This is a genomic window from Rubrivirga halophila (genome assembly GCF_046845755.1).
In the GTDB taxonomy this organism is placed as follows: domain Bacteria; phylum Bacteroidota; class Rhodothermia; order Rhodothermales; family Rubricoccaceae; genus Rubrivirga.
This window is the reverse complement of sequence record NZ_CP177357.1, coordinates 2,111,361-2,128,999: the sequence shown is the minus strand read 5'-3', so window position 1 is coordinate 2,128,999 and position 17,639 is coordinate 2,111,361. Positions and strand designations below refer to the sequence as shown.

The 17,639-nt window shown below is 73.2% G+C and carries 15 protein-coding genes; 11 read left to right on the top strand and 4 right to left on the bottom strand.

The features are described 5' to 3' along the window. The first annotated feature begins 18 nt into the window (after positions 1-18). The 11 genes from ACLIRP_RS09410 to ACLIRP_RS09360 all read left to right on the top strand — a co-directional run bounded on the left by ACLIRP_RS09410 (position 19) and on the right by ACLIRP_RS09360 (position 12,765). Positions 19-729, top strand: a complete 711-nt coding sequence (locus ACLIRP_RS09410) for a regulatory protein RecX (protein WP_412060189.1) — start codon at positions 19-21, stop codon at positions 727-729. Beyond that, a complete protein-coding gene (locus ACLIRP_RS09405; protein WP_412060188.1) occupies positions 726-1,112 on the top strand; it encodes a hypothetical protein in 387 nt (128 codons plus the stop codon). The genes ACLIRP_RS09410 and ACLIRP_RS09405 overlap by 4 nt, the downstream gene beginning before the upstream one ends. 122 nt (positions 1,113-1,234) lie before the next feature. Next, positions 1,235-2,056 (top strand): purine-nucleoside phosphorylase, encoded by an 822-nt coding sequence (locus tag ACLIRP_RS09400; protein WP_412060187.1) that lies wholly within the window; start codon positions 1,235-1,237, stop codon positions 2,054-2,056. A gap of 26 nt (positions 2,057-2,082) precedes the next feature. Then, a complete protein-coding gene (locus ACLIRP_RS09395; RefSeq protein ID WP_412060186.1) occupies positions 2,083-3,741 on the top strand; it encodes a trypsin-like peptidase domain-containing protein in 1,659 nt (552 codons plus the stop codon). Positions 3,742-4,004: 263 nt separating this feature from the next. Further along, positions 4,005-5,291 (top strand): histidinol dehydrogenase, encoded by a 1,287-nt coding sequence (gene hisD, locus ACLIRP_RS09390; protein ID WP_412060185.1) that lies wholly within the window; start codon positions 4,005-4,007, stop codon positions 5,289-5,291. Positions 5,292-5,364: 73 nt separating this feature from the next. Beyond that, positions 5,365-6,468, top strand: a complete 1,104-nt coding sequence (locus tag ACLIRP_RS09385) for a pyridoxal phosphate-dependent aminotransferase (protein ID WP_412060184.1) — start codon at positions 5,365-5,367, stop codon at positions 6,466-6,468. A gap of 77 nt (positions 6,469-6,545) precedes the next feature. Next, positions 6,546-7,808, top strand: a complete 1,263-nt coding sequence (tyrS, locus tag ACLIRP_RS09380) for a tyrosine--tRNA ligase (protein WP_412060183.1) — start codon at positions 6,546-6,548, stop codon at positions 7,806-7,808. A 172-nt stretch (positions 7,809-7,980) separates the two neighbouring features. After that, positions 7,981-8,574 carry a bifunctional nuclease domain-containing protein gene (locus ACLIRP_RS09375; protein ID WP_412060182.1) on the top strand — a complete coding sequence of 198 codons (594 nt, stop codon included), beginning with the start codon at positions 7,981-7,983 and terminating at the stop codon, positions 8,572-8,574. A gap of 30 nt (positions 8,575-8,604) precedes the next feature. Next, the gene (gene bshC / locus ACLIRP_RS09370) at positions 8,605-10,242 is read left to right on the top strand and encodes a bacillithiol biosynthesis cysteine-adding enzyme BshC (protein WP_412060181.1); all 1,638 of its coding nucleotides are present in this window, start codon (positions 8,605-8,607) and stop codon (positions 10,240-10,242) included. Then, positions 10,239-10,904: an HD domain-containing protein gene (locus ACLIRP_RS09365; RefSeq protein WP_412060180.1), complete on the top strand. Its 666-nt coding sequence runs from the start codon at positions 10,239-10,241 to the stop codon at positions 10,902-10,904. Before bshC ends, ACLIRP_RS09365 begins: the two co-directional genes overlap by 4 nt. Before the next feature lie 238 nt (positions 10,905-11,142). Next, positions 11,143-12,765 (top strand): DEAD/DEAH box helicase, encoded by a 1,623-nt coding sequence (locus tag ACLIRP_RS09360; protein WP_412060179.1) that lies wholly within the window; start codon positions 11,143-11,145, stop codon positions 12,763-12,765. A 57-nt stretch (positions 12,766-12,822) separates the two neighbouring features. Here the strand turns inward: ACLIRP_RS09360 and ACLIRP_RS09355 are convergent, their stop codons facing one another. The 4 genes from ACLIRP_RS09355 to hslV form a co-directional block, all read right to left on the bottom strand. Continuing rightward, positions 12,823-14,232: a N,N-dimethylformamidase beta subunit family domain-containing protein gene (locus ACLIRP_RS09355; RefSeq protein ID WP_412060178.1), complete on the bottom strand. Its 1,410-nt coding sequence runs from the start codon at positions 14,230-14,232 to the stop codon at positions 12,823-12,825. A 331-nt stretch (positions 14,233-14,563) separates the two neighbouring features. Beyond that, positions 14,564-15,994 (bottom strand): ATP-dependent protease ATPase subunit HslU, encoded by a 1,431-nt coding sequence (gene hslU / locus ACLIRP_RS09350; protein WP_412060177.1) that lies wholly within the window; start codon positions 15,992-15,994, stop codon positions 14,564-14,566. A 75-nt stretch (positions 15,995-16,069) separates the two neighbouring features. Next, entirely contained in the window at positions 16,070-17,011 is a 942-nt protein-coding gene (locus tag ACLIRP_RS09345; RefSeq protein WP_412060176.1) for an NYN domain-containing protein, read from the bottom strand. 76 nt (positions 17,012-17,087) lie between these two features. Then, positions 17,088-17,636, bottom strand: a complete 549-nt coding sequence (hslV, locus tag ACLIRP_RS09340) for an ATP-dependent protease subunit HslV (RefSeq protein WP_412060175.1) — start codon at positions 17,634-17,636, stop codon at positions 17,088-17,090. Between the last annotated feature and the right edge of the window lie 3 nt (positions 17,637-17,639).

The window sequence follows — 17,639 nt, the reverse complement described above, 5'->3', positions numbered from 1 at the left end:
GCCCCCTCTCCCGATCCCGTGGCGTTTAACAATCAGCGGCGCGAGCGCGTCGACCCCGCCGACCTCGACCTCGCCGACGGCACCGTCACGCGCGTGGCCCAGCAGAAAAAGGACCTCGACCGCGCCAGCGTCTTTATCGACGACGCCTTCGCGTTCGGGCTGTCGGTCGAGCTGGTCATCAAGGCGGGCGTCCGCAAGGGGATCACGCTCACGGCTGCGCAGCAGCGTGAGCTGCTGGTCCAGCAGGAGACGTACGCGGCGAAAGCCTCGGCGCTGGCGGGGCTGTCGGTGAAGGCGCGGACCGCGAGCGAGGTGCGGGATTCGCTGGCGCGCAAGGGGTACGCCGAGGCGATCGTCGAGGACACCGTCGCAGGGTTGGAGCGGCTCGGCCTGATCGACGACGACGCGTTCGCTCGCGCCTTCGTGCGCGGCCGGTTCTCGGGGAGCGGCTACGGCCCGGCGCGGCTCCGCCAGGACCTGATGCGCAAGGGCGTCGCTCGGGCGACCATCGACGCGGCGCTCGCAGAACTGGCCGAGACCGAGGACCTCGCGGACTCGGCGGTCCAGCAGGCCGCCAAAAAGTGGCGCGCGCTGGCGTCGGAGGCCGACGACCGCAAGCGGCGCAAAAAGACGATGGACTTCCTGGTCCGCCGCGGGTTCGGGTTCGACACCGCCCGCAACGCCGTCGACGACGTGGCCGAGGACGAGGAGACGTGGGACGACGCGTGACGGCGGCGACCCTCCGTGCGGGGGCGTTCGCGTGCGCCGGGCTCGTGCTCGCCAGCGGCGCCGCGTTCCCGCTCGTCGCGGCCCGGTCGATCGGCGCCGTGGCCCCACTTGCCGCCGTCGGCGATGGGGCGCTCCACGCGCTCGCCCCGGCCCTCGCGCTCGTCGTGGTCGCCCGGCTCGGCCGGAGCGGGCGCCTCGCCTCGTGGGCCGCCTTTGTCGGCGCCGCGCTAACGCTCGCGCTCGGGCTCGCGCTCTACGCCGCCGCCCTCGGCGCGAGCCGCCCGGACGCCCTGTACGTGGCGACCGACCTCGTGCCGCTCCGCCAGCTCGCGGCGGCGGCCGTCGCGGCGTGGGCCACGTGGGTGGTCCGGGGACGCGATTGATCTCGGGGATGGGGAATGGGGCACGAGGGGTGGGGCGTCCGTTCTCCGACTCGCTTCGCTTCGACGCCACAGTCGAGCGTGCGGACGCGGCCTATTCTCCCGTCTCCCTTTTCGATTCCACGATGTCCGAAGACTCCGCCCAGCTCGCCGCCGCCGTCGCGGCCGTCCGCCAGCACACCGACCTCGTGCCCGAGCTTGGGCTCGTCCTGGGGTCCGGCCTGGGCGCGCTCGCCGACGAGGTCGAGAACGCGACGGTGATCTCGACCGGCGACATCCCGCACTACCCCGGCTCGACCGTCGAGGGCCACGCCGGGCGGCTGGTGCTCGGGGATCTGGCCGGGCGGCCGGTGCTCGTCATCCAGGGGCGGGCGCACGCCTACGAGGGGCACTCCCCGCGCGCGCTCGGCTTCCCGATCCGGCTCGCGCACGCGCTCGGCGCGCAGGGACTCATCCTGACGAACGCGGCGGGCGGCGTCAACCCGGCGTTCGGGCCGGGCACGCTGATGCTCATCACCGACCACCTCAACCTGTCGTTCCTGAGCCCGCTCGCGGGCCCGGTGGGCGAGGGCGAGACCCGCTTCCCCGACATGTCGAACCCGTACGACGAGGGCTGGCGGGTGAAGGCGCGGGAGATTGCGCTCGCACACACCATTCCGTACCGTGAGGGCGTCTACGTATGGACGGCCGGGCCGTCGTACGAGACGCCCGCCGAAATCCGCTTTTTCGCCAGCGCCGGCGCCGATGCCGTCGGCATGAGCACCGTCCCCGAGGCCATCCAGGCCGCCGCCCTGGGCGTCCCGGTGCTCGGCATCTCGACCATCACCAACCCCGCCGCCGGGCTCTCGGCCGCCCCGCTCGACCACACCGAAGTGCTCGAGGTCGGCCGCGCCGTCCGGGTCCGGCTGTCCACCTGGGTCCGCGCCATCGTCGCCGAGGGCGTCTAGCCGGCCCCAGGACGCTCCCCGGGACCATGCGCGTGTTCGCTCTCGCCCTCCTGCTCGCCGCGTCGGCGACGGCGCAGACGGACCCATTGAGCCTGCAGGTGTTTAGCGGCGTCGATCGCGAGGCTGTCGAGGCGGGCGGGTATCTGGAGGTCGAGGTCGAAGCCCTCGCCATCCCGCAGAGCCCAGAGGCCGACGCCGCGCTCGCGCTCGCGTTCGCGGAGTGGGACCTCGCGAGCCAACTCGGCGAGCCCTTCGACGTCGTCCGCCAGACCGCGCCGATGCGGCGCGACACCGATGGCGTGGTCGAGTGGCAGCGCCGCGCGATCGTCCGGGTGGGGGAGGGGGCGACGGCGATCCCCGCGCTCCGGCTGGCGGTGCGGCTCGACGGCCGGACGGTCGAGCGGACGACCCCAGCCCGAGCCATCCGCACCTTCGCCGGGCTCGACGCCACGCGCGTGCACGGCCGCTCCGTGGTCGGGGTGACCGCCGAGGGCGAGGTCGACGGCATCCCGTTCCGCCGCGTCGGCTCCGCGTTCTCCGTCGGCGGCGACGCGCTCGTGACAGCGTACCACGTCGTCGTCGGCGCCCGCCGCATCCGCCTGGCGCTGCCCGATGGCGGCGAGGTGGTGGTCGACCGGGCGTGGGCGCTCGACCCCATAAACGACGTGGCCATCCTGCACCTGCCGCAGGAGGTCCGACAGCGGGCCGGGCTGGCGCCGCTCGTGGTCGCCCCGCCGGACGCCGCCAGCCACGTCGCGTTTACGGCCGGCTGGCCCGGCGGCGTCCAGCGCGTGACCGTCGCGGTGCGGTACCACGACTTGCAGATCGGTGACCACCGCGTCCGCGTCGCGGGCAACGCCGTGCGGCCCGGCGACAGCGGCGGGCCGCTGCTCGACGAGGCCGGCCGCGTGCTCGGCGTCGTCGTCTCGGGCCGCCAGGCCAGCCCGACGCCCAACCTGCTGCGCGAGTCGATCGCGCTCGCGTCCGACCCCGGCCCCGCGCTCGCGGCGTACGCCGCCGCGGCCCGCCCCGTCCGCCTCGACCGCGCGCTCGCGGCGTCCTCGGAGTCGTTCGTGGCAGGCCGCGCGCTCGACGCCGTCGGCGCCATCCAGGTCCCCGCCCGGCGCCGCGGCGACAGCCGGCAGCGCTACCTCGACACCCTGCGCGAAGCGCTCCTCCAGTCGCCCCACGACGCCGTGCTCCAGTACACGGGCGGGATGGCGCTGGAGGACGCGGGCGAGCGGCGACCGGCCGCGACGGCGCTCGACGCCAGCCGACGCGCCGGCTACCTGCCTGCCGCGTACTCGCTGGCGCACCACCACCTGAGCCGGGGCGAGGTGGAGACGGCCGCCGCGCTGTTCGGCGAGATCGCGGGCGTCGAGGACGGCCCGTACCGCCGGCTCGCGTCGTTCGGCCAGGCGCAAGCGCTCGTCGGGCTCGGTCGGTACGAGGCCGCCGAGGCCGCGCTCCACGTCGTGCTCGCGCACGACGCCCGCTTTGCCCCGGCGCTGTACCTCCTCGGCATCGTCCGGCTCGCGCAGGGCCGCTCGGAGGAGGCGCGCGCGCTCGCGGTGCGGCTCGCGGCCCGGCCCGCGTGGGCGCGCGCCCTCAGGCTGCCCGTCGAGACCGAGGCCCTGCGCCCGCCCGTCCTGCGGCCCATCGACCGCGTCGCCGCCCAGCGGTAGCTCAGGCGTGAGTGTCCGCGCGAGCAGGGCGGTAAGTGTGGGAAGGCGCCTTCGGTTGCCGCCTCCTTTCTTTCGACGTCATCCCGAGCTTGTCGAGGGATCTCTATCGAGCACGTCGTCGCGCGCCAGAGATCCCTCGACAAGCTCGGGATGACGCGATTGAGAGCGAGTGTCGGTCGGCGTTGACGCCCGCGCGGGCGCGGTGAATGCCGAATGAACCGCGGATCGCGATCGGGGCGGGGGGGTAGGTTCGCGCCGTGCCGATGCTGCTCCCCCTCGTCCCCTACGCCGACCGCCACGCCCGGCTGGCGGCCGTCCTCGACCGCCGCGCCGTCTTCGACGACGCCGTCGAGGCCTCCGTCCGCGCCATCCTCGACGACGTCCGCCAGCGCGGCGACGCCGCGCTCCTCGACCTCTCCGAGCGGTTCGACGGCGTCCGCCCGGATGCGCTCGCGGTCCCGGTCGACGCCCTCGACCGCGCCCTCGACGCGCTCGACCCCGAGCTGCGCGCCACGCTCGAGCAGGCCGCCGCCAACGTCCGCCGCTTCCACGAGCGCGAGATGCCCGCCTCGTGGACGCACGACGACGGCGACGGCGTCGCGTATGGCCAGCGGATCGTGCCCGTCGACCGCGCCGGGCTCTACGTCCCGGCCGGGACGGCGCCGCTCCCGTCGAGCGTGATCATGAATGCCGTGCCCGCGCTCGTGGCCGGCGTCCGCGAGATCGTCGTCGCCAGCCCGCCCGGGCCCGACGGCCGGCCGCACCCGCTCATCCTGGCGACCGCCCGCCTGCTCGGGCTCGACCACGTCGTCGCCGTCGGCGGCGCCCAGGCGGTCGGCGCGCTTGCGTTCGGGACCGAGACCGTCCCCCGCGTCGACGTCGTCGTCGGGCCGGGCAACGCGTACGTGGCGACCGCCAAAAAGCTCGTCGTCGGCCAGGTCGGGATCGACTCGGTCGCCGGGCCCAGCGAGGTCGTCGTGCTCGCCGACGACTCCGCCAACCCCACGCACGCCGCCGCCGACCTGCTGGCGCAAGCGGAGCACGACACGCGCGCGAGTGCCGTGCTGGTGACGCCCTCCGCCGAGCTGGCGCGTGCCGTCCAGGCCGAGGTCGAGCGGCTCGTGCCGACGCTGCCCCGCGCCGAGACGTTGCGTGCCTCCCTCCCCGCCTACGGCGCCGCGATTGTCACCGAGTCGATGGCCCAGGCGCTCGCGTGCGTCGACGAGCTCGCGCCCGAGCACCTCGTCATCCTGTCCGACGACGCCGACGCGCTGTGGGCCCAGGTCCGCCACGCCGGCGCCGCGTTCCTGGGCCACGACTCGCCCGAGCCCGTCGGCGACTACTTCGCGGGCCCCAACCACGTGCTCCCGACCGGCGGCACGGCGCGCTTTGCCTCGGCGCTCGGCGTCGGCGTCTTCCTGCGCCGCCAGTCCGTCGTCCGCTACTCCGCCGCGCGCCTGCGCCAGTCCGGCGAGGCGATCGCCCGCTTTGCCGAGGCCGAGGGGCTCGATGCCCACGCCCTCGCGATCCGAGTGAGGAGTCAAGGGTGATGAGCGATGGGCCCCGAGCCCGCACATCGCCAGCCTGTCCGCCCAGTACGCCTCACCCATCCCCCCTCGCCCGATGCCTCCCATCGACCTCGTCCGCCCCGAGATCCGCGCCGAGCGGGCCTACCGCGTGCCCACCACGCTCGTCGCCGACGCCAAGGTCGACCAGAACGAGAGCCCCTACGACCTCCCCGACGAGATCAAGCGGGCCGCCCTCGAGGCCTTCCGCGAGACGCCGTGGAACCGGTACCCCGACGACCGCCCGCACCGGCTCGTCGCCCGCCTGGAAGAGGCCAACGGCCTGCCCGCCGGCTCCGTCATCGTCGGCCGCGGCTCGAACGAGCTGACGCACACGTTGGGTCTGTGCTTCCTGGACGCCGGCACGCCGGTCGTCCTGCCGAGCCCGATGTTCGCGCTCTACGCCAGCATGGCGCGGATGCACGGCGCCCGGATCGTCGACGTGCCCGCCGGGCCCGACCTCGCGCACTCGGCCGACGCCATCCTGGCCGCCGCCGTCGAGGCGAACGCCCCGCTGACGGTCGTCACGACGCCCAACAACCCGACCGGGCAGGCGCTCTCGCACGCTGATCTGCAAAGGCTGGCGGCGGGCGTCCCCGGCATCCTGTGCATCGACGAGGCCTACCACGAGTTCCTGACGGGCCCGACCGCGACGGACCTGCTGGCGGAGCACGACAACGTCCTGGTGATGCGGACGTTCTCGAAGGCGCTCGGGCTCGCGGGCGTCCGCCTGGGCGTCCTCTTCGGCCACCCCGACCTGATCGCCGAGATGGAAAAGTCGCGGCTCCCGTTCCTCGTCGACCGGCTGGGCGAGGCCGTCGGGCTGGCCGTCTTGGACGCGGGCGACCTCGTCGCCGAGCGCGCGGCGACACTTCTCGATGAGCGCGCCGCTATGGAGACGTGGCTCGGCGCGATCGACGGCGTCGAGGTCTTGCCCGGTGCCGCCAACTTCTTCCTCGCCCGCACGCCCCTCGCCGCCGACGACCTCCGCCAGCAGCTCGCTGAGCGCGGCGTCCTGGTCCGCGACGTGACCGGCTACCCCGCGCTCGCGCCCGCCGACGGGAAACCGGGCTGGGTCCGCATCTCCGTCGGCGCCCCCGCCGAGAACGTCGCCGTCCGCGCCGCCCTCGCCGCCGTCCTGGGCGTGATGGCAGAGGAGTAGCGGGCGAGGGCCCTCCCGGCTCCACCGCTTCGCTCCGACCTCCCCTCATCACGCATCACTCGTCGCCCCTCACCCGCATGACCTTGCTCGACGACCTCCGCTGGCGCGGCCTCCTCAAAGACCAGACGCCCGATCTCGACGACCACCTCGCCCAAGGCCCGCGCGTCGCCTACTGCGGGTTCGACCCGACGGCCGACAGCCTGCATGTCGGCTCGCTCGTGCCCATCATGGGGCTCGCGCGCCTGCAGCGGCACGGCCACACGCCCATCGCGCTCGTCGGCGGCGGCACCGGGCTCATCGGGGACCCGTCGTTCAAGAAGGACGAGCGCGGGCTCCTCACGCGTGAGCAGGTCGACGCGAACGTGGCCGGCATCCGCCGCCAGCTCGAGCGGTTCCTCGACTTCGAGGGCGACCGCGCCGCCCGGATGGCCAACAACGCCGACTGGCTCACCGCCATCCCGCTCACCGACTTCCTGCGCGACGTCGGCAAGCACTTCACGATCGGCTACATGACGGCCAAGGAGTCCGTCCGGAGCCGCGTCGAGGCGGGCCTGTCGTTTACCGAGTTCAGCTACATGCTGCTCCAGGCCTACGACTTCCTCCACCTCTACAGGGAGCAGGGCGTCACGGTCCAGCTCGGGGGCAGCGACCAGTGGGGCAACATCACCGCCGGCACGGAGCTGATCCGCCGGTCGGCCGGCGGCCAGGGCCACGGGTTCGTGATGCCGCTCGTCTCGAACGCCGCCGGCACCAAGTTCGGGAAGACCGAGGCCGGGACGGTCTGGCTCGACCCCGAGCGCACCTCGCCGTACCGCTTCTACCAGTTCTGGCTCGGCACCGACGACCGCGACGTGGTCGACTACCTCAAGTACTTCACCTGGCTGAGCCGGGAGGAGATCGAAGCCCTGGAGCAGGAGACCGCGGACCGCCCCGGCGCGCGTGGCGCCCAGCGCGCGCTCGCGCAGGCCGTCACAACGATCGTCCACGGCCCGGAGGCCACGGACGCCGCCGAGCGCGCCGGCAGGGCCCTGTTCGGCGGCGACCTCTCGGCGCTGTCCTCCAAGGAACTCGACGAGGTGTTCGACGAAGCCCCGTCCGTCGAGATGTCTGCCGACCGCTTCGACGGCGACGGCGCCCCGGTGATCGACCTGCTCGTCGACGCCGGACTCGCGTCGTCGCGCGGCGAGGCCAAGCGCGCCATCACCGGCGGCGGCGTCCGCGTCGGCGACCGGAAGGTGGATGCCCTCGACGAGGCCGTCACCCGCGCGGATGCCGTCGACGGCTCCGTCGTCGTCTTGCGGAAGGGCAAAAAGTCCGTCGCCCTCGCCCGTCTCGTCTGACCCGGCCCGCTGGCGCCCGGGCCCGCCGCCCGAGCGCCCGCCGACCTCCGGGACCCGCTCACCACCTCCGGCAGGGCGCCCCTGAGAACCCCGCCGCCCGCCGCGCCGTTGGCCGGTCCGCCTCTCACCGGCCGTACCTTGCGGCCCTCCAATCCAGTCGGTTCCGCCAGCAATGGACTACATCCAGGTCGACATCATCGGGCTCTCCACGAGCCCCTCGTCCGGCGGCGCCTACGCCCTGGTTCTCGGGGAGGTCGGTGGCAACCGGCGGCTCCCCATCATCATCGGCGCGTTTGAGGCCCAGGCCATCGCCCTGGAGTTGGAGAAGATCCAGCCGCCGCGCCCGATGACGCACGACCTGCTCCGCGCCCTCTTCGAGGCCGTCGGCGCCGACGTCACCGACGTGGTCATCGACGACTTGCGCGAGGGCACCTTCTTCGCCAAGGTCCGCTACGTCCACGACGACGACGAGGCCACGCTCGACGCCCGCCCCTCCGACGCGGTCGCCCTCGCTGTCCGCACCGACGCGCCCCTCTTCGTCTCCGCCTCCGTCCTCGACGAGGCCGGCATCCCGGCCGACGACGATGCCGCCGAGCCCGTCGAGTCCGACGACCGCGACGCGGACCCCTTCGAGGCCGTGGCCTCCCAGGCCATGTCCACGCTCGACAAGATGGAGTCGAAGCTCGAGAAGGCCATCGCCGATGAGGACTACGAGACCGCCGCCCGGCTCCGCGACGAGATCGCGCGGATGAAGGAGGGCAACTAGCGTGGCCTGTCCGTCGGCCCGGCATCCCCGATGACGGTCGTCGACCCCGTCGTCGAGGCCACCGGGCTGCCCGCCTCGGCGCTGCACCGCGCCGTGCTGGCGGGCGACCCGGCGGCGCTCGCGTTCTACCGGTGGTCGCCCCACGACCCCGCCGACCGAGCGGAGGCCGCCCGCGTCGCCGCCGAGGCGGCGACCGCCCGGGGCTCGCGCGACGCCGTCGCCGACGTGCTCGCGGAGCAGAACCGAGGCTGGGGCGCCAGCGACACCGTCCTCGACCGCCTCGACGCGCTGCGCCAGCCCGACGCCGTCGCCGTCGTGACCGGCCAGCAGCTCGGCCTGTTCGCCGGGCCGCTGTACACGGTCTACAAAGCCGTCACCGCCGTCCGGCTCGCGGACCGGCTCGCGCGCGAGACCGGCCGGCCCGTCGTCCCCGTCTTCTGGCTGGCCGACGAGGACCACGACTTCGCCGAAATCCACGGCGCCACCTTTTCGGAAGGGGAGGAGGTCCGCACCGTCGCCTACGACGACGGCCTCCCGCCGACAGCCGACCGAGGCCCCGTCGGCCGAATTGTCCTCGATGCCTCCGCGACCGCCCGCGCCCTCGACGGGCTGGCCGCCGCCCTCCCCGCCGGCCCGTTCCGCGACGACGCCCTGGCGCTCGCGCGAGCCGCGTACGTCCCCGGCCGGACGATGCGCGACGCCTTCGCCGAGCTCATCGGCGCGCTCGTCCCCGACATTGTCCTGATGTCCGCCGACGACGCCCGCCTCAAGCGGCTGGCGGCGCCGCACTTTACGCACGAGATCGACCGCTGGGCCGAGACGCTGGATCTGCTGGAGACCCGCAGCGCCGAGCTCGAATCGGCCGGCTTCCACGTCCAGGTGGGTCCGTCGCCCGTCAACCTGTTCGTGATGGGGGAGGGGCACCGCACCCCGCTCGACCCGGCCGACGACGGCTTCGCCCTGCGCACGACCGGCGAGCCCGTCTCCGCCAGCGCCTTGCGCCAGCGCGTCGCGGACGACCCCGCGTCGATCAGCCCCAACGTCATCCTGCGACCCCTCGTGCAGGACACGCTCCTGCCAACGGCCGCCTACGTCGCGGGCCCCGGCGAGGCCGCCTACTTCGCCCAGCTTGGCCCCGTCTACGAGGCGTTCGGCGTCCCGATGCCCGTCATCGAGCCGCGCCTGAGCCTGACCGTCGTCGAGCCCGGCATCGCCAAGGTGATGGACCGCTACGAACTGGGGCTGGCGGAGGTCGGAGGCGACGTGGAGGCCCTGTGGCGCCGGCTCGCCCTCGACGCGAGCGCCCTCGACCTGGACGGCGCCTTCCGCCACGCCCGCGCCGCCGTCGACGACGCCCTCGCCCGGCTCGCGGTCGTCGTCGCGGATGTGGACGCCAGCCTCGATGGGGCGATGGGGGCCGCACGGGCCAAGGCCGAGAACGCGCTCGACGCGCTCGAGACCAAGACCGTCCGCGTCGAAAAGCGGCAGCACGCGGACGTGCGCGCGCGCCTCGACCGCGCCCGCGCCGCGCTGTGGCCGAATGGCGTGCTGCAAGAGCGTTCGCTCGGCCCGCTCGGCGTGGTCGCCCGCCACGGCGTCGGCGGTCTGCGCGCGATCGTCGAGGCGCTCCCGTTGGACGCGACCACGCACTACACCGTCCGCCCGTGACCGACCTCTTTTCGCCACTCGTCGAGCGCGCCATCGAGACCGCCGCCGAGTGGCACGACGCGACCTACCGCAAGGGCCGGTGGAGCGACCCGTGCGTCGAGGCCCCGCCCGACGCGCCCTCGCGCATCCCGGCGATGGCGCATGTCACGACGGTCGCGCTGACGGTCCAGCGCGCCGGGTGGGGCGACGAGGCCGTGGCCGCGGCCTTCCTGCACGACGCCATCGAGGACGACAACCGTTACGGCGCGACACTCGCCCGCGAGGTGCTGGCGGCGCGCGTCGGCGAGGCCGTCGTCGCGATCGTCGAGGCCGTCAGCGAGCCCAAGCGGGTCGGCGGGGCGATGCTGCCGTGGCGCGTCCGCAAGCAGGCCTACCTCGACCGGCTGGCGGCGGGCTCCGACGAAGCCGTCGCCGTCTCGCTGGCGGACAAGCTCCACAACGCCTACTCGATGGCGTCGTCGTTGGAGGCGGGCATCGACATCTTTACGACGACCCCGACGCGGCGCGGGCTGTCGGCGGGGCCCGAGGCGCAGCTCTGGTTTTTCGAGGCGGTGGTGGCGCACGCCGACGGCCGCGACGACCCGCGCCTGGCGCCCATGCGCGACCGCTTGCGCGCCGAGGTCGACCGGTTCGCGCTCGCGGCCGGCCTCAAGGCGCAGTAGGCCGCCTGGGCGGTCCTCGACATCTTTTCGCAGGCTCGTCACCGCTCCCGCGCACAGCCCAGAGGGGCGGGCGGTACCCTGTGGACTGACAAGGGACCCATTCCGGCCGCACCGACGCGGTCGCCAGGCTCCCCCCGGAAGGGGACTCCTCAGGTGAGGGCATGAGCGTGGATCGGACCGGGCAGCCGCCCGAGGCCTATCGCCATCCCGCCATGCCCGCCGCGCAAGCGGACTCCTGATGACGTTTTCTGACCTCCACCTCCGCCCGGAGCTGGCCTCCACCGTTGCGGACCTCGGCTACACCGAGCCCTCCCCGATCCAGACCGGCCTGATCCCGGTCTTGCTCGACGGCCGCGACGCGATCGGCCAGGCCCGCACCGGCACCGGCAAGACGGCCGCCTTCGCGCTTCCGATGCTCCAGAAGCTGGCCGCCGACTCGACGCGCGGCGTCGTCCGCGCCCTCGTGCTCTGCCCGACGCGCGAGCTCGCCGTCCAGGTGTCGAGCGCCGTCTTTACCTACGGCAAGGCCCTCAACGTGCGCGTGCTGCCCGTCTACGGCGGCCAGCCGTACCACAAGCAGACGCGCCGCCTCCAGCAGGGCGTCGACGTCGTCGTCGCCACGCCGGGCCGGCTCGTCGACCTCATCAAGCAGCAGTACATCGACCTCTCGACCGTCGAGACCGTCGTGCTCGACGAGGCCGACGAGATGCTCTCGATGGGCTTCGCCGACGACCTCGAGCTGATCCTGCAGGCGACGCCGAGCGGGCGCCAGACGGCCCTGCTCTCGGCCACGCTGCCCCCCCGCATCCGCCAGATCGCGGGCACCTACCTGAGTGACCCCGAGACGATCGCCGTCGCGTCCGGCGACCGCACCGCCGAGGACATCGAGCAGCGCGCCTACCTCGTCAACAACCGCGACAAGCTGGCGGCCCTCGTGCGCCTGCTGGAGACCGAGGACGTGACGAGCGCCCTCGCCTTCGTCCGCACGCGCCACGGCGCGACCCGGCTCGCCGACGAGCTCTCCGGGCTCGGGTTCGCCGCCGAGGCCATCTCGGGCGACCTCAGTCAGTCTCAGCGGACCGCTGTGCTGGAACGCTTTAAGCGCCAGCAGCTCAAGATCCTCGTCGGCACCGACGTCGCCGCGCGCGGCCTCGACATCGACCACGTCTCGCACGTGTTCAACATCATGCTGCCGATCGACGTCGAGGCGTACGTGCACCGCGTCGGCCGGACGGGCCGCGCCGGCCGCGAGGGCACGGCGATCTCGCTCGTCGCTCCCAACGAGCGGAACCTGCTGAGCCGCGTCGAGCGCTACGCCAAGCGCCAGATCCCCTACGCCGAGCTGCCCAGCATCTCGGACGTGGAGGCCGCCCGGTCCGCGCGGATGGGCGCCATGGTGTCGGCCTCGCTCGACGCCGCGACCGACGCCGACCGCCGGCTCGTGCTCGACCTGGTCGCCGAGGGCGAGGACCCGATGCGCATCGCCGCCGCCGCCTTCGCGGTCGCCCGGATCGCGCGCGGCGAGGCCTCGCTCCCGCATATCCACACGCCGCACGACCGTCGCTCGGGCGGGGACCGGGGGCCGCGCCACAATGGCCCGCGCTCGAACGCCCCGCGCAACGCGCGCGAGGAGGGATTCGTCCGGATGACGATCGACGCCGGCTACGAGTCGGGCGTCCGCCCGTCACAAGTCGTCAGCGCCATCGCCCGCACCGCCGACATCCCCGGCAACGTGCTCGGCAAGATCCTGATCAACGACGGCCAGACGCTGGTCGACGTGCCCGCGGGCTACGTGGATCAGGTGTTGGCGCAGGACAACTATCGCTTTGGCAAGCACCTCGCCCAGATCGAGGTCGCCTAGGTCTCCGGAGCGGTTCTGAGGTTTGGGATGCGCGGGTCTCCTCCGGGGGCTCGCGCATCAGCTGTTTGGGCCCAGCCCGTAGCGTTGCAGCGCGTTGCGGACGATGCCGGTGAACACCGGGTCGACGCCCAGCCCCGAGGCGCTGTGGATGGCACCGGTCGCCAGCACGCCGTGCGTCGCTGAGCGTTCGGTGAGCGCAATCGTCCCGCCGGCCGAGCCGTCCCACGCCGGGTGGCCGCGCTGGTACAGCGTGTAGTCGCCGTCGATGGCGTCCGGGCGGTTGAGGCCGCGCGCCACGACGTCGGCCGCGAGCCCGGAGAGCGCCGTCGGCGCGTCGGTCTCGTCGCCGCAGATCGGGAGGGGCGTGGTCCCCGAGAACCCGAACAGGTCGCCGCCGGCGACGCCCAAGCCGTCGTAGAGCCAGTGGCTCGCGTCGGTGACGCGGTACGGGGCATACGTGCCGGTGCCGGGCGCCGTGAAGCGGACGCCGAGCAGCTCGTCCTCGGGCCGCCCGCGCTGTCGCCACAGCCCGCCGCGAGCGCCGTCGGCAAAGCGCGAGCCGTCCTTGCGGCACTCGACGGCGGTCTTCTCCGCGTCCCACCGCACCCGCCAGTACAGCTGGTTCGCCCCGATCGCCAGCAGCGTTCGGTCGCCGTCGACGAGTGTGCGCAGGCCGTCGACCATCGCGTCGCTGGCGTACTCGCAGTGGTACGCGAGCGCGATCGCGTCGTAGCTCGCGAGCCGGTCGGGGTGCGCCAGCATCCAGTCCGGGTAGAGGTCGGCCCCGACCTCGGCGTCGAGCCAGTCGAACACGGGTGCCTCGGCGGCCATCGCGTGGATCGCCCCGACGGACGCCCAGTCGAGCGCGGGGTTCGGCCGATGGGCGTGCGCAAGGGTTGTAGTGCCGTCGCCTAACTCGTTGTGGTACAGCGACTGGCCGCCGTACGGATTGTACGCCAGCCACGTCGTCACCGGCGCGAACACGGCGACGCGAGCGCTAGGGGAGGCCGGTCCCACGAGGAACGTGATCGTGGACCGCTCGCTCGTCTCGGCGTCGGCGCCGTCCGCTTCGATGCGGGCGCGGTACGTGCCCTGGCGCCAGCCGGCGGTGTCGAGCGCGAGCGTCTCCGGCCACCCGCACCCGCTGGCGGGCGCGTCGGGTGGCGTGTCCGGTTGGCACCGTCCGAAAGGCTCGCGGGCGACCGGCTTGAATGCGTCCGGGCCGGCATACCGCTCGACGACGAGGGTGTTGGCCTCGAACGGCGACCGGAGGTGGAAGGCGCGGGGCTGGCCGGTTGGGGCCCACAGCTCGGCGGGGTAGCCTTCGAGCGGGCGCGGCCGGGCCTCGGGCATCGGCACCGCGCGCACGAACGGGCCGCGCCGGTGCCGCCAGCGCAGCGCCGGGGCGACCGCCGCGATAGCCGCACGGCGGGCGGCGAACAGGGGGTCGAGCGCTCGCCGGGTCACTGAGTCACCTTCTGGCGGCCGGTCCCCTCACCCAGGAGGAGCGGGGACACCTTCGGTGAGCCTTGTGCCAGCGTTGCTCGCGGGACCAATCGACGCTTTAGACAAGACCTCCCCTCCCGGACGGGAGGGCGACGGACTGGCGCCACCGGTACGGCATGAGCCTGCGCCGCTTGCGCAAGCGGGCAGAAACCCTCACCCTGGCTGCGCCGACCTGTCGGTTGTCCCTCTCCCGAGGGGAGAGGGGACGTCGTGAGTGGCGTCGGCGCTGGGGACGGGCACAGGAGTTGGGAGGTCGTGCCCCCAGTCCACGGTCCCCAGTCCCCGGCCCCGCTCACAAGATGTACTGGCTGAGGTCGCGGTCCTCGACCACGCCCGCAAGCTTGTCCTTGACGTCGGCCGCCGTGATCTCGTAGGTGTCGGGCCCGTCGGGCGCGTCGAAGAGCATGTCCTCGAGGAGCGTCGTCAGGATCGTGTGCAAGCGCCGCGCGCCGATGTTCTCGACCTCGTCGTTGACCTTCGCGGCGGTCTCGGCAATCGCCTGGACCGCGTCGTCGGTGAACGTCATCGTGACGCCCTCCGATGCGAACAGCGCGGAGTACTGCTTGAGCAGCGCGTTCTGCGGCGTCTTGAGGATCTGGACAAAGTCCTCGACGCTCAGCGAGCCCAGCTCGACGCGGATCGGGAAGCGGCCCTGGAGCTCGGGGATGAGGTCCGACGGCTTGGCGATGTGGAAGGCGCCGCTCGCGATGAACAGGACGTGGTCGGTCTTGACGGCGCCGTGCTTGGTCATCACCGTCGAGCCCTCGACGATGGGCAAGAGGTCGCGCTGGACGCCCTCGCGGGAGACGTCCGGGCCACCGCCCGAGCCGCCCTGCTGGCGGCCGGCCACCTTGTCGATCTCGTCGATAAAGACGATGCCGCCCTGCTCGACGCGGCGGATGGCCTCCTCCTTGGCGGCCTCGCCGTCGATCAGCTTCTGGGCCTCCTCTTGGGTCAGGAGTTCGAGCGCCTCCTGAACCTTGACGCGGCGCTTCTGGCGCTTTTTGCCCATCCCGCCAAGCATCTCCTGGAGATTGATCCCCATCTCTTCGAGACCGGCCGGGCCGAACATCTGGAGGTTGGTGGTGCGGTCGAGCGAGACGTCGATCTCGACCTCGCGGTCGTCGAGGTCGCCGCGGCGGAGCTTCTCCCGAAACTTCTCGCGCGTCCGCTGGCGGAGGTCGTCCTCTTCGGACGGCTCGGCGGCGGCGGCGGGCGTCTGGCCGCCGAGCGGGAAGCCCAGGCCCGGCATGGTCTTCGGCGTCGCGCGGGGCAGGAGCACGTCGAGCAGGCGCTCCTCGGCCTGCGCCATGGCGGGCTCCTGGACGCGCTCGACCTGGGCGTCGCGCGCCTGGTTGATGGCGAGGTCGACCAGGTCGCGGATCATCGACTCCACGTCCCGGCCGACGTAGCCGACCTCGGTGAACTTGGTGGCCTCGACCTTGACGAACGGGGCGCCGGTGAGCTTGGCGAGGCGCCGGGCGATCTCGGTCTTGCCGACGCCCGTGGGCCCGATCATGATGATGTTGGCCGGCGTGATCTCGTCGCGCAGGGCCGGGTCGGCGTGGAGCCGGCGCCAGCGGTTGCGGAGCGCGATGGCGACCGAGCGCTTGGCGTCGTGCTGGCCGACGACGAAGCGGTCGAGCTCGGCGACGATCTGGCGGGGCGTGAGCTCGGCGAGGCGGTCGGCCTCGCTCGTCTCGTGGGCGGGGAGCGGGATCATTGGAAGGCGGAACGGTGGCGTCCGGCGGCTACGCCCGGGCCCGGGTCGTGATGCGTGAAGAGTCGCCGATCCGGGCTACAGCTCGCGCTCGTCGTCGAAGGGCAGGCCGTCGTCGGCGGCCGTGACGGGCTTGCCGTGGACGTCCTCGCGGACCTCCTTGACGGCCGGGTGCTCGCTGTTGACCAGCAGCACGGTGTAGTCGTACGGCATCCCCTTGCGGCGCTCCAGGCGGACGGCCCCGCACTCTTCGAGGTCGGCGACGAGCGACTTGGGGTCGTGGCCCTCGACCTCGCCGATCTCGTCGGACAGGCGGCGCAGCAAGGGCGTGAGGTAGATCTCCTCGTACTGCCCGAAAAACTTCTCGACGACCTCGAGGGCGTCGTAGTTGATCTCGTGGCGCGGGTCCTGCGCGTCGGCGAACTCGGTCGTCTCGATGGCCGTCCCGACCTCGACCTCGGGCGGGAGCGCGCCGGACGGCAGCAGCTCGTTGGCGTCGATGAACTCGCCGCCGTCGGTGTGCTCCAGGAGGTACGGCGAGAGGTGCTCCTTGAAGCCGACGACGAGCACGCGCTTGCCGCCCGCCAGCAAGGCCGTGACCACGGGCGCGTAGTCGCGGTCGCCCGCGAGCAGGACGTAGGTGCCGACCTCGGGGTGCCGCTCGCGCATCTCGATGGCGTCGACGGCGAGCTGGAGGTCGGTCGTGTTGCGGTGCATCGTGGCCGGGACGTAGACCGGCTCGATGGCGTGGAGGTACAGCGTCCGCTGGACGTGGCGCGAGTGGTCGTCGAGCCCGCCGAAGTCGGCGTACGCGCGGCCCCGGGCCAGGCGCGTGTCGTCGTCCGCCAGCCGGTCGCGCAAGGCGCGAAGCAGGGACGACGCGAGGTCGGCCGTCGAGCCGTCGCGGCCGACGCGGCCCTTGAGGTAGTGGTGGAGGTTCTGGTAGTCGAGGAGGACGGCGGCCTGGCGGGCGCCGGCCTCGGCCTCAGGGACCGGGGCGTCGGACGGGATCTCGGACATGACGGCGAAGGCTGTGGTACAGTGCGCGCCGAAGGCAGGCGCACCGCGAAACTACACCCCGGCTCCCGAGCCGACTCTAGTCCTCGGCGTCCAGCTCGAGGACGGTCGTGTTCTGGTTGGTGTAGATGCAGATCTCGCCCGCGATCTGCAGGCCCTCCTCGACCATCTCCCTGGCCGAGAGCTGGGGGCTGTGCTTCATCATCGCCCGCGCCGCCGCGAGCGCGTAGCTGCCGCCGGAGCCGATCGCCAGGATCGGGTCGTCGGGCTCGATCACGTCGCCCGTGCCTGAGACGAGCAGGAGGCGGTCGGGCGCGGCGACCGCCAGCAGGGCCTCGAGGCGGCGGAGGTAGCGGTCGGTCCGCCAGTCCTTGGCGAGCTCGACGGCCGCGCGGACCGTGTTGCCGCCGTACTGCTCCAGCTTGGCCTCGAACCGCTCGAAGAGCGTGAACGCGTCGGCCGTCGAGCCGGCGAAGCCCGCGAGCAGCTTGCCGCCGTAGAGCCGGCGCACCTTCTGGGCCTTGTGCTTCATCACGGTGTCGCCCATGGTGGCCTGCCCGTCGGAGCCGAGGGCGACGCGGCCGTTGTGGAGGACGCCCAGGACGGTCGTGGCGTGGATCGGAGTCATCGG

What these genes read in the sequence shown, in the direction of transcription:
- ACLIRP_RS09400 (WP_412060187.1), top strand. Translation starts at nt 1,235, where the DNA reads ATGTCCGAAGACTCCGCCCAGCTCGCCGCCGCCGTCGCGGCCGTCCGC.
- ACLIRP_RS09395 (WP_412060186.1), top strand. Translation starts at nt 2,083, where the DNA reads ATGCGCGTGTTCGCTCTCGCCCTCCTGCTCGCCGCGTCGGCGACGGCG.
- hisD (WP_412060185.1), top strand. Translation starts at nt 4,005, where the DNA reads ATGCTGCTCCCCCTCGTCCCCTACGCCGACCGCCACGCCCGGCTGGCG.
- ACLIRP_RS09385 (WP_412060184.1), top strand. Translation starts at nt 5,365, where the DNA reads ATGCCTCCCATCGACCTCGTCCGCCCCGAGATCCGCGCCGAGCGGGCC.
- tyrS (WP_412060183.1), top strand. Translation starts at nt 6,546, where the DNA reads ATGACCTTGCTCGACGACCTCCGCTGGCGCGGCCTCCTCAAAGACCAG.
- ACLIRP_RS09375 (WP_412060182.1), top strand. Translation starts at nt 7,981, where the DNA reads ATGGACTACATCCAGGTCGACATCATCGGGCTCTCCACGAGCCCCTCG.
- bshC (WP_412060181.1), top strand. Translation starts at nt 8,605, where the DNA reads ATGACGGTCGTCGACCCCGTCGTCGAGGCCACCGGGCTGCCCGCCTCG.
- ACLIRP_RS09360 (WP_412060179.1), top strand. Translation starts at nt 11,143, where the DNA reads ATGACGTTTTCTGACCTCCACCTCCGCCCGGAGCTGGCCTCCACCGTT.
- hslU (WP_412060177.1), bottom strand. Translation starts at nt 15,994, where the DNA reads ATGATCCCGCTCCCCGCCCACGAGACGAGCGAGGCCGACCGCCTCGCC.
- ACLIRP_RS09345 (WP_412060176.1), bottom strand. Translation starts at nt 17,011, where the DNA reads ATGTCCGAGATCCCGTCCGACGCCCCGGTCCCTGAGGCCGAGGCCGGC.
- hslV (WP_412060175.1), bottom strand. Translation starts at nt 17,636, where the DNA reads ATGACTCCGATCCACGCCACGACCGTCCTGGGCGTCCTCCACAACGGC.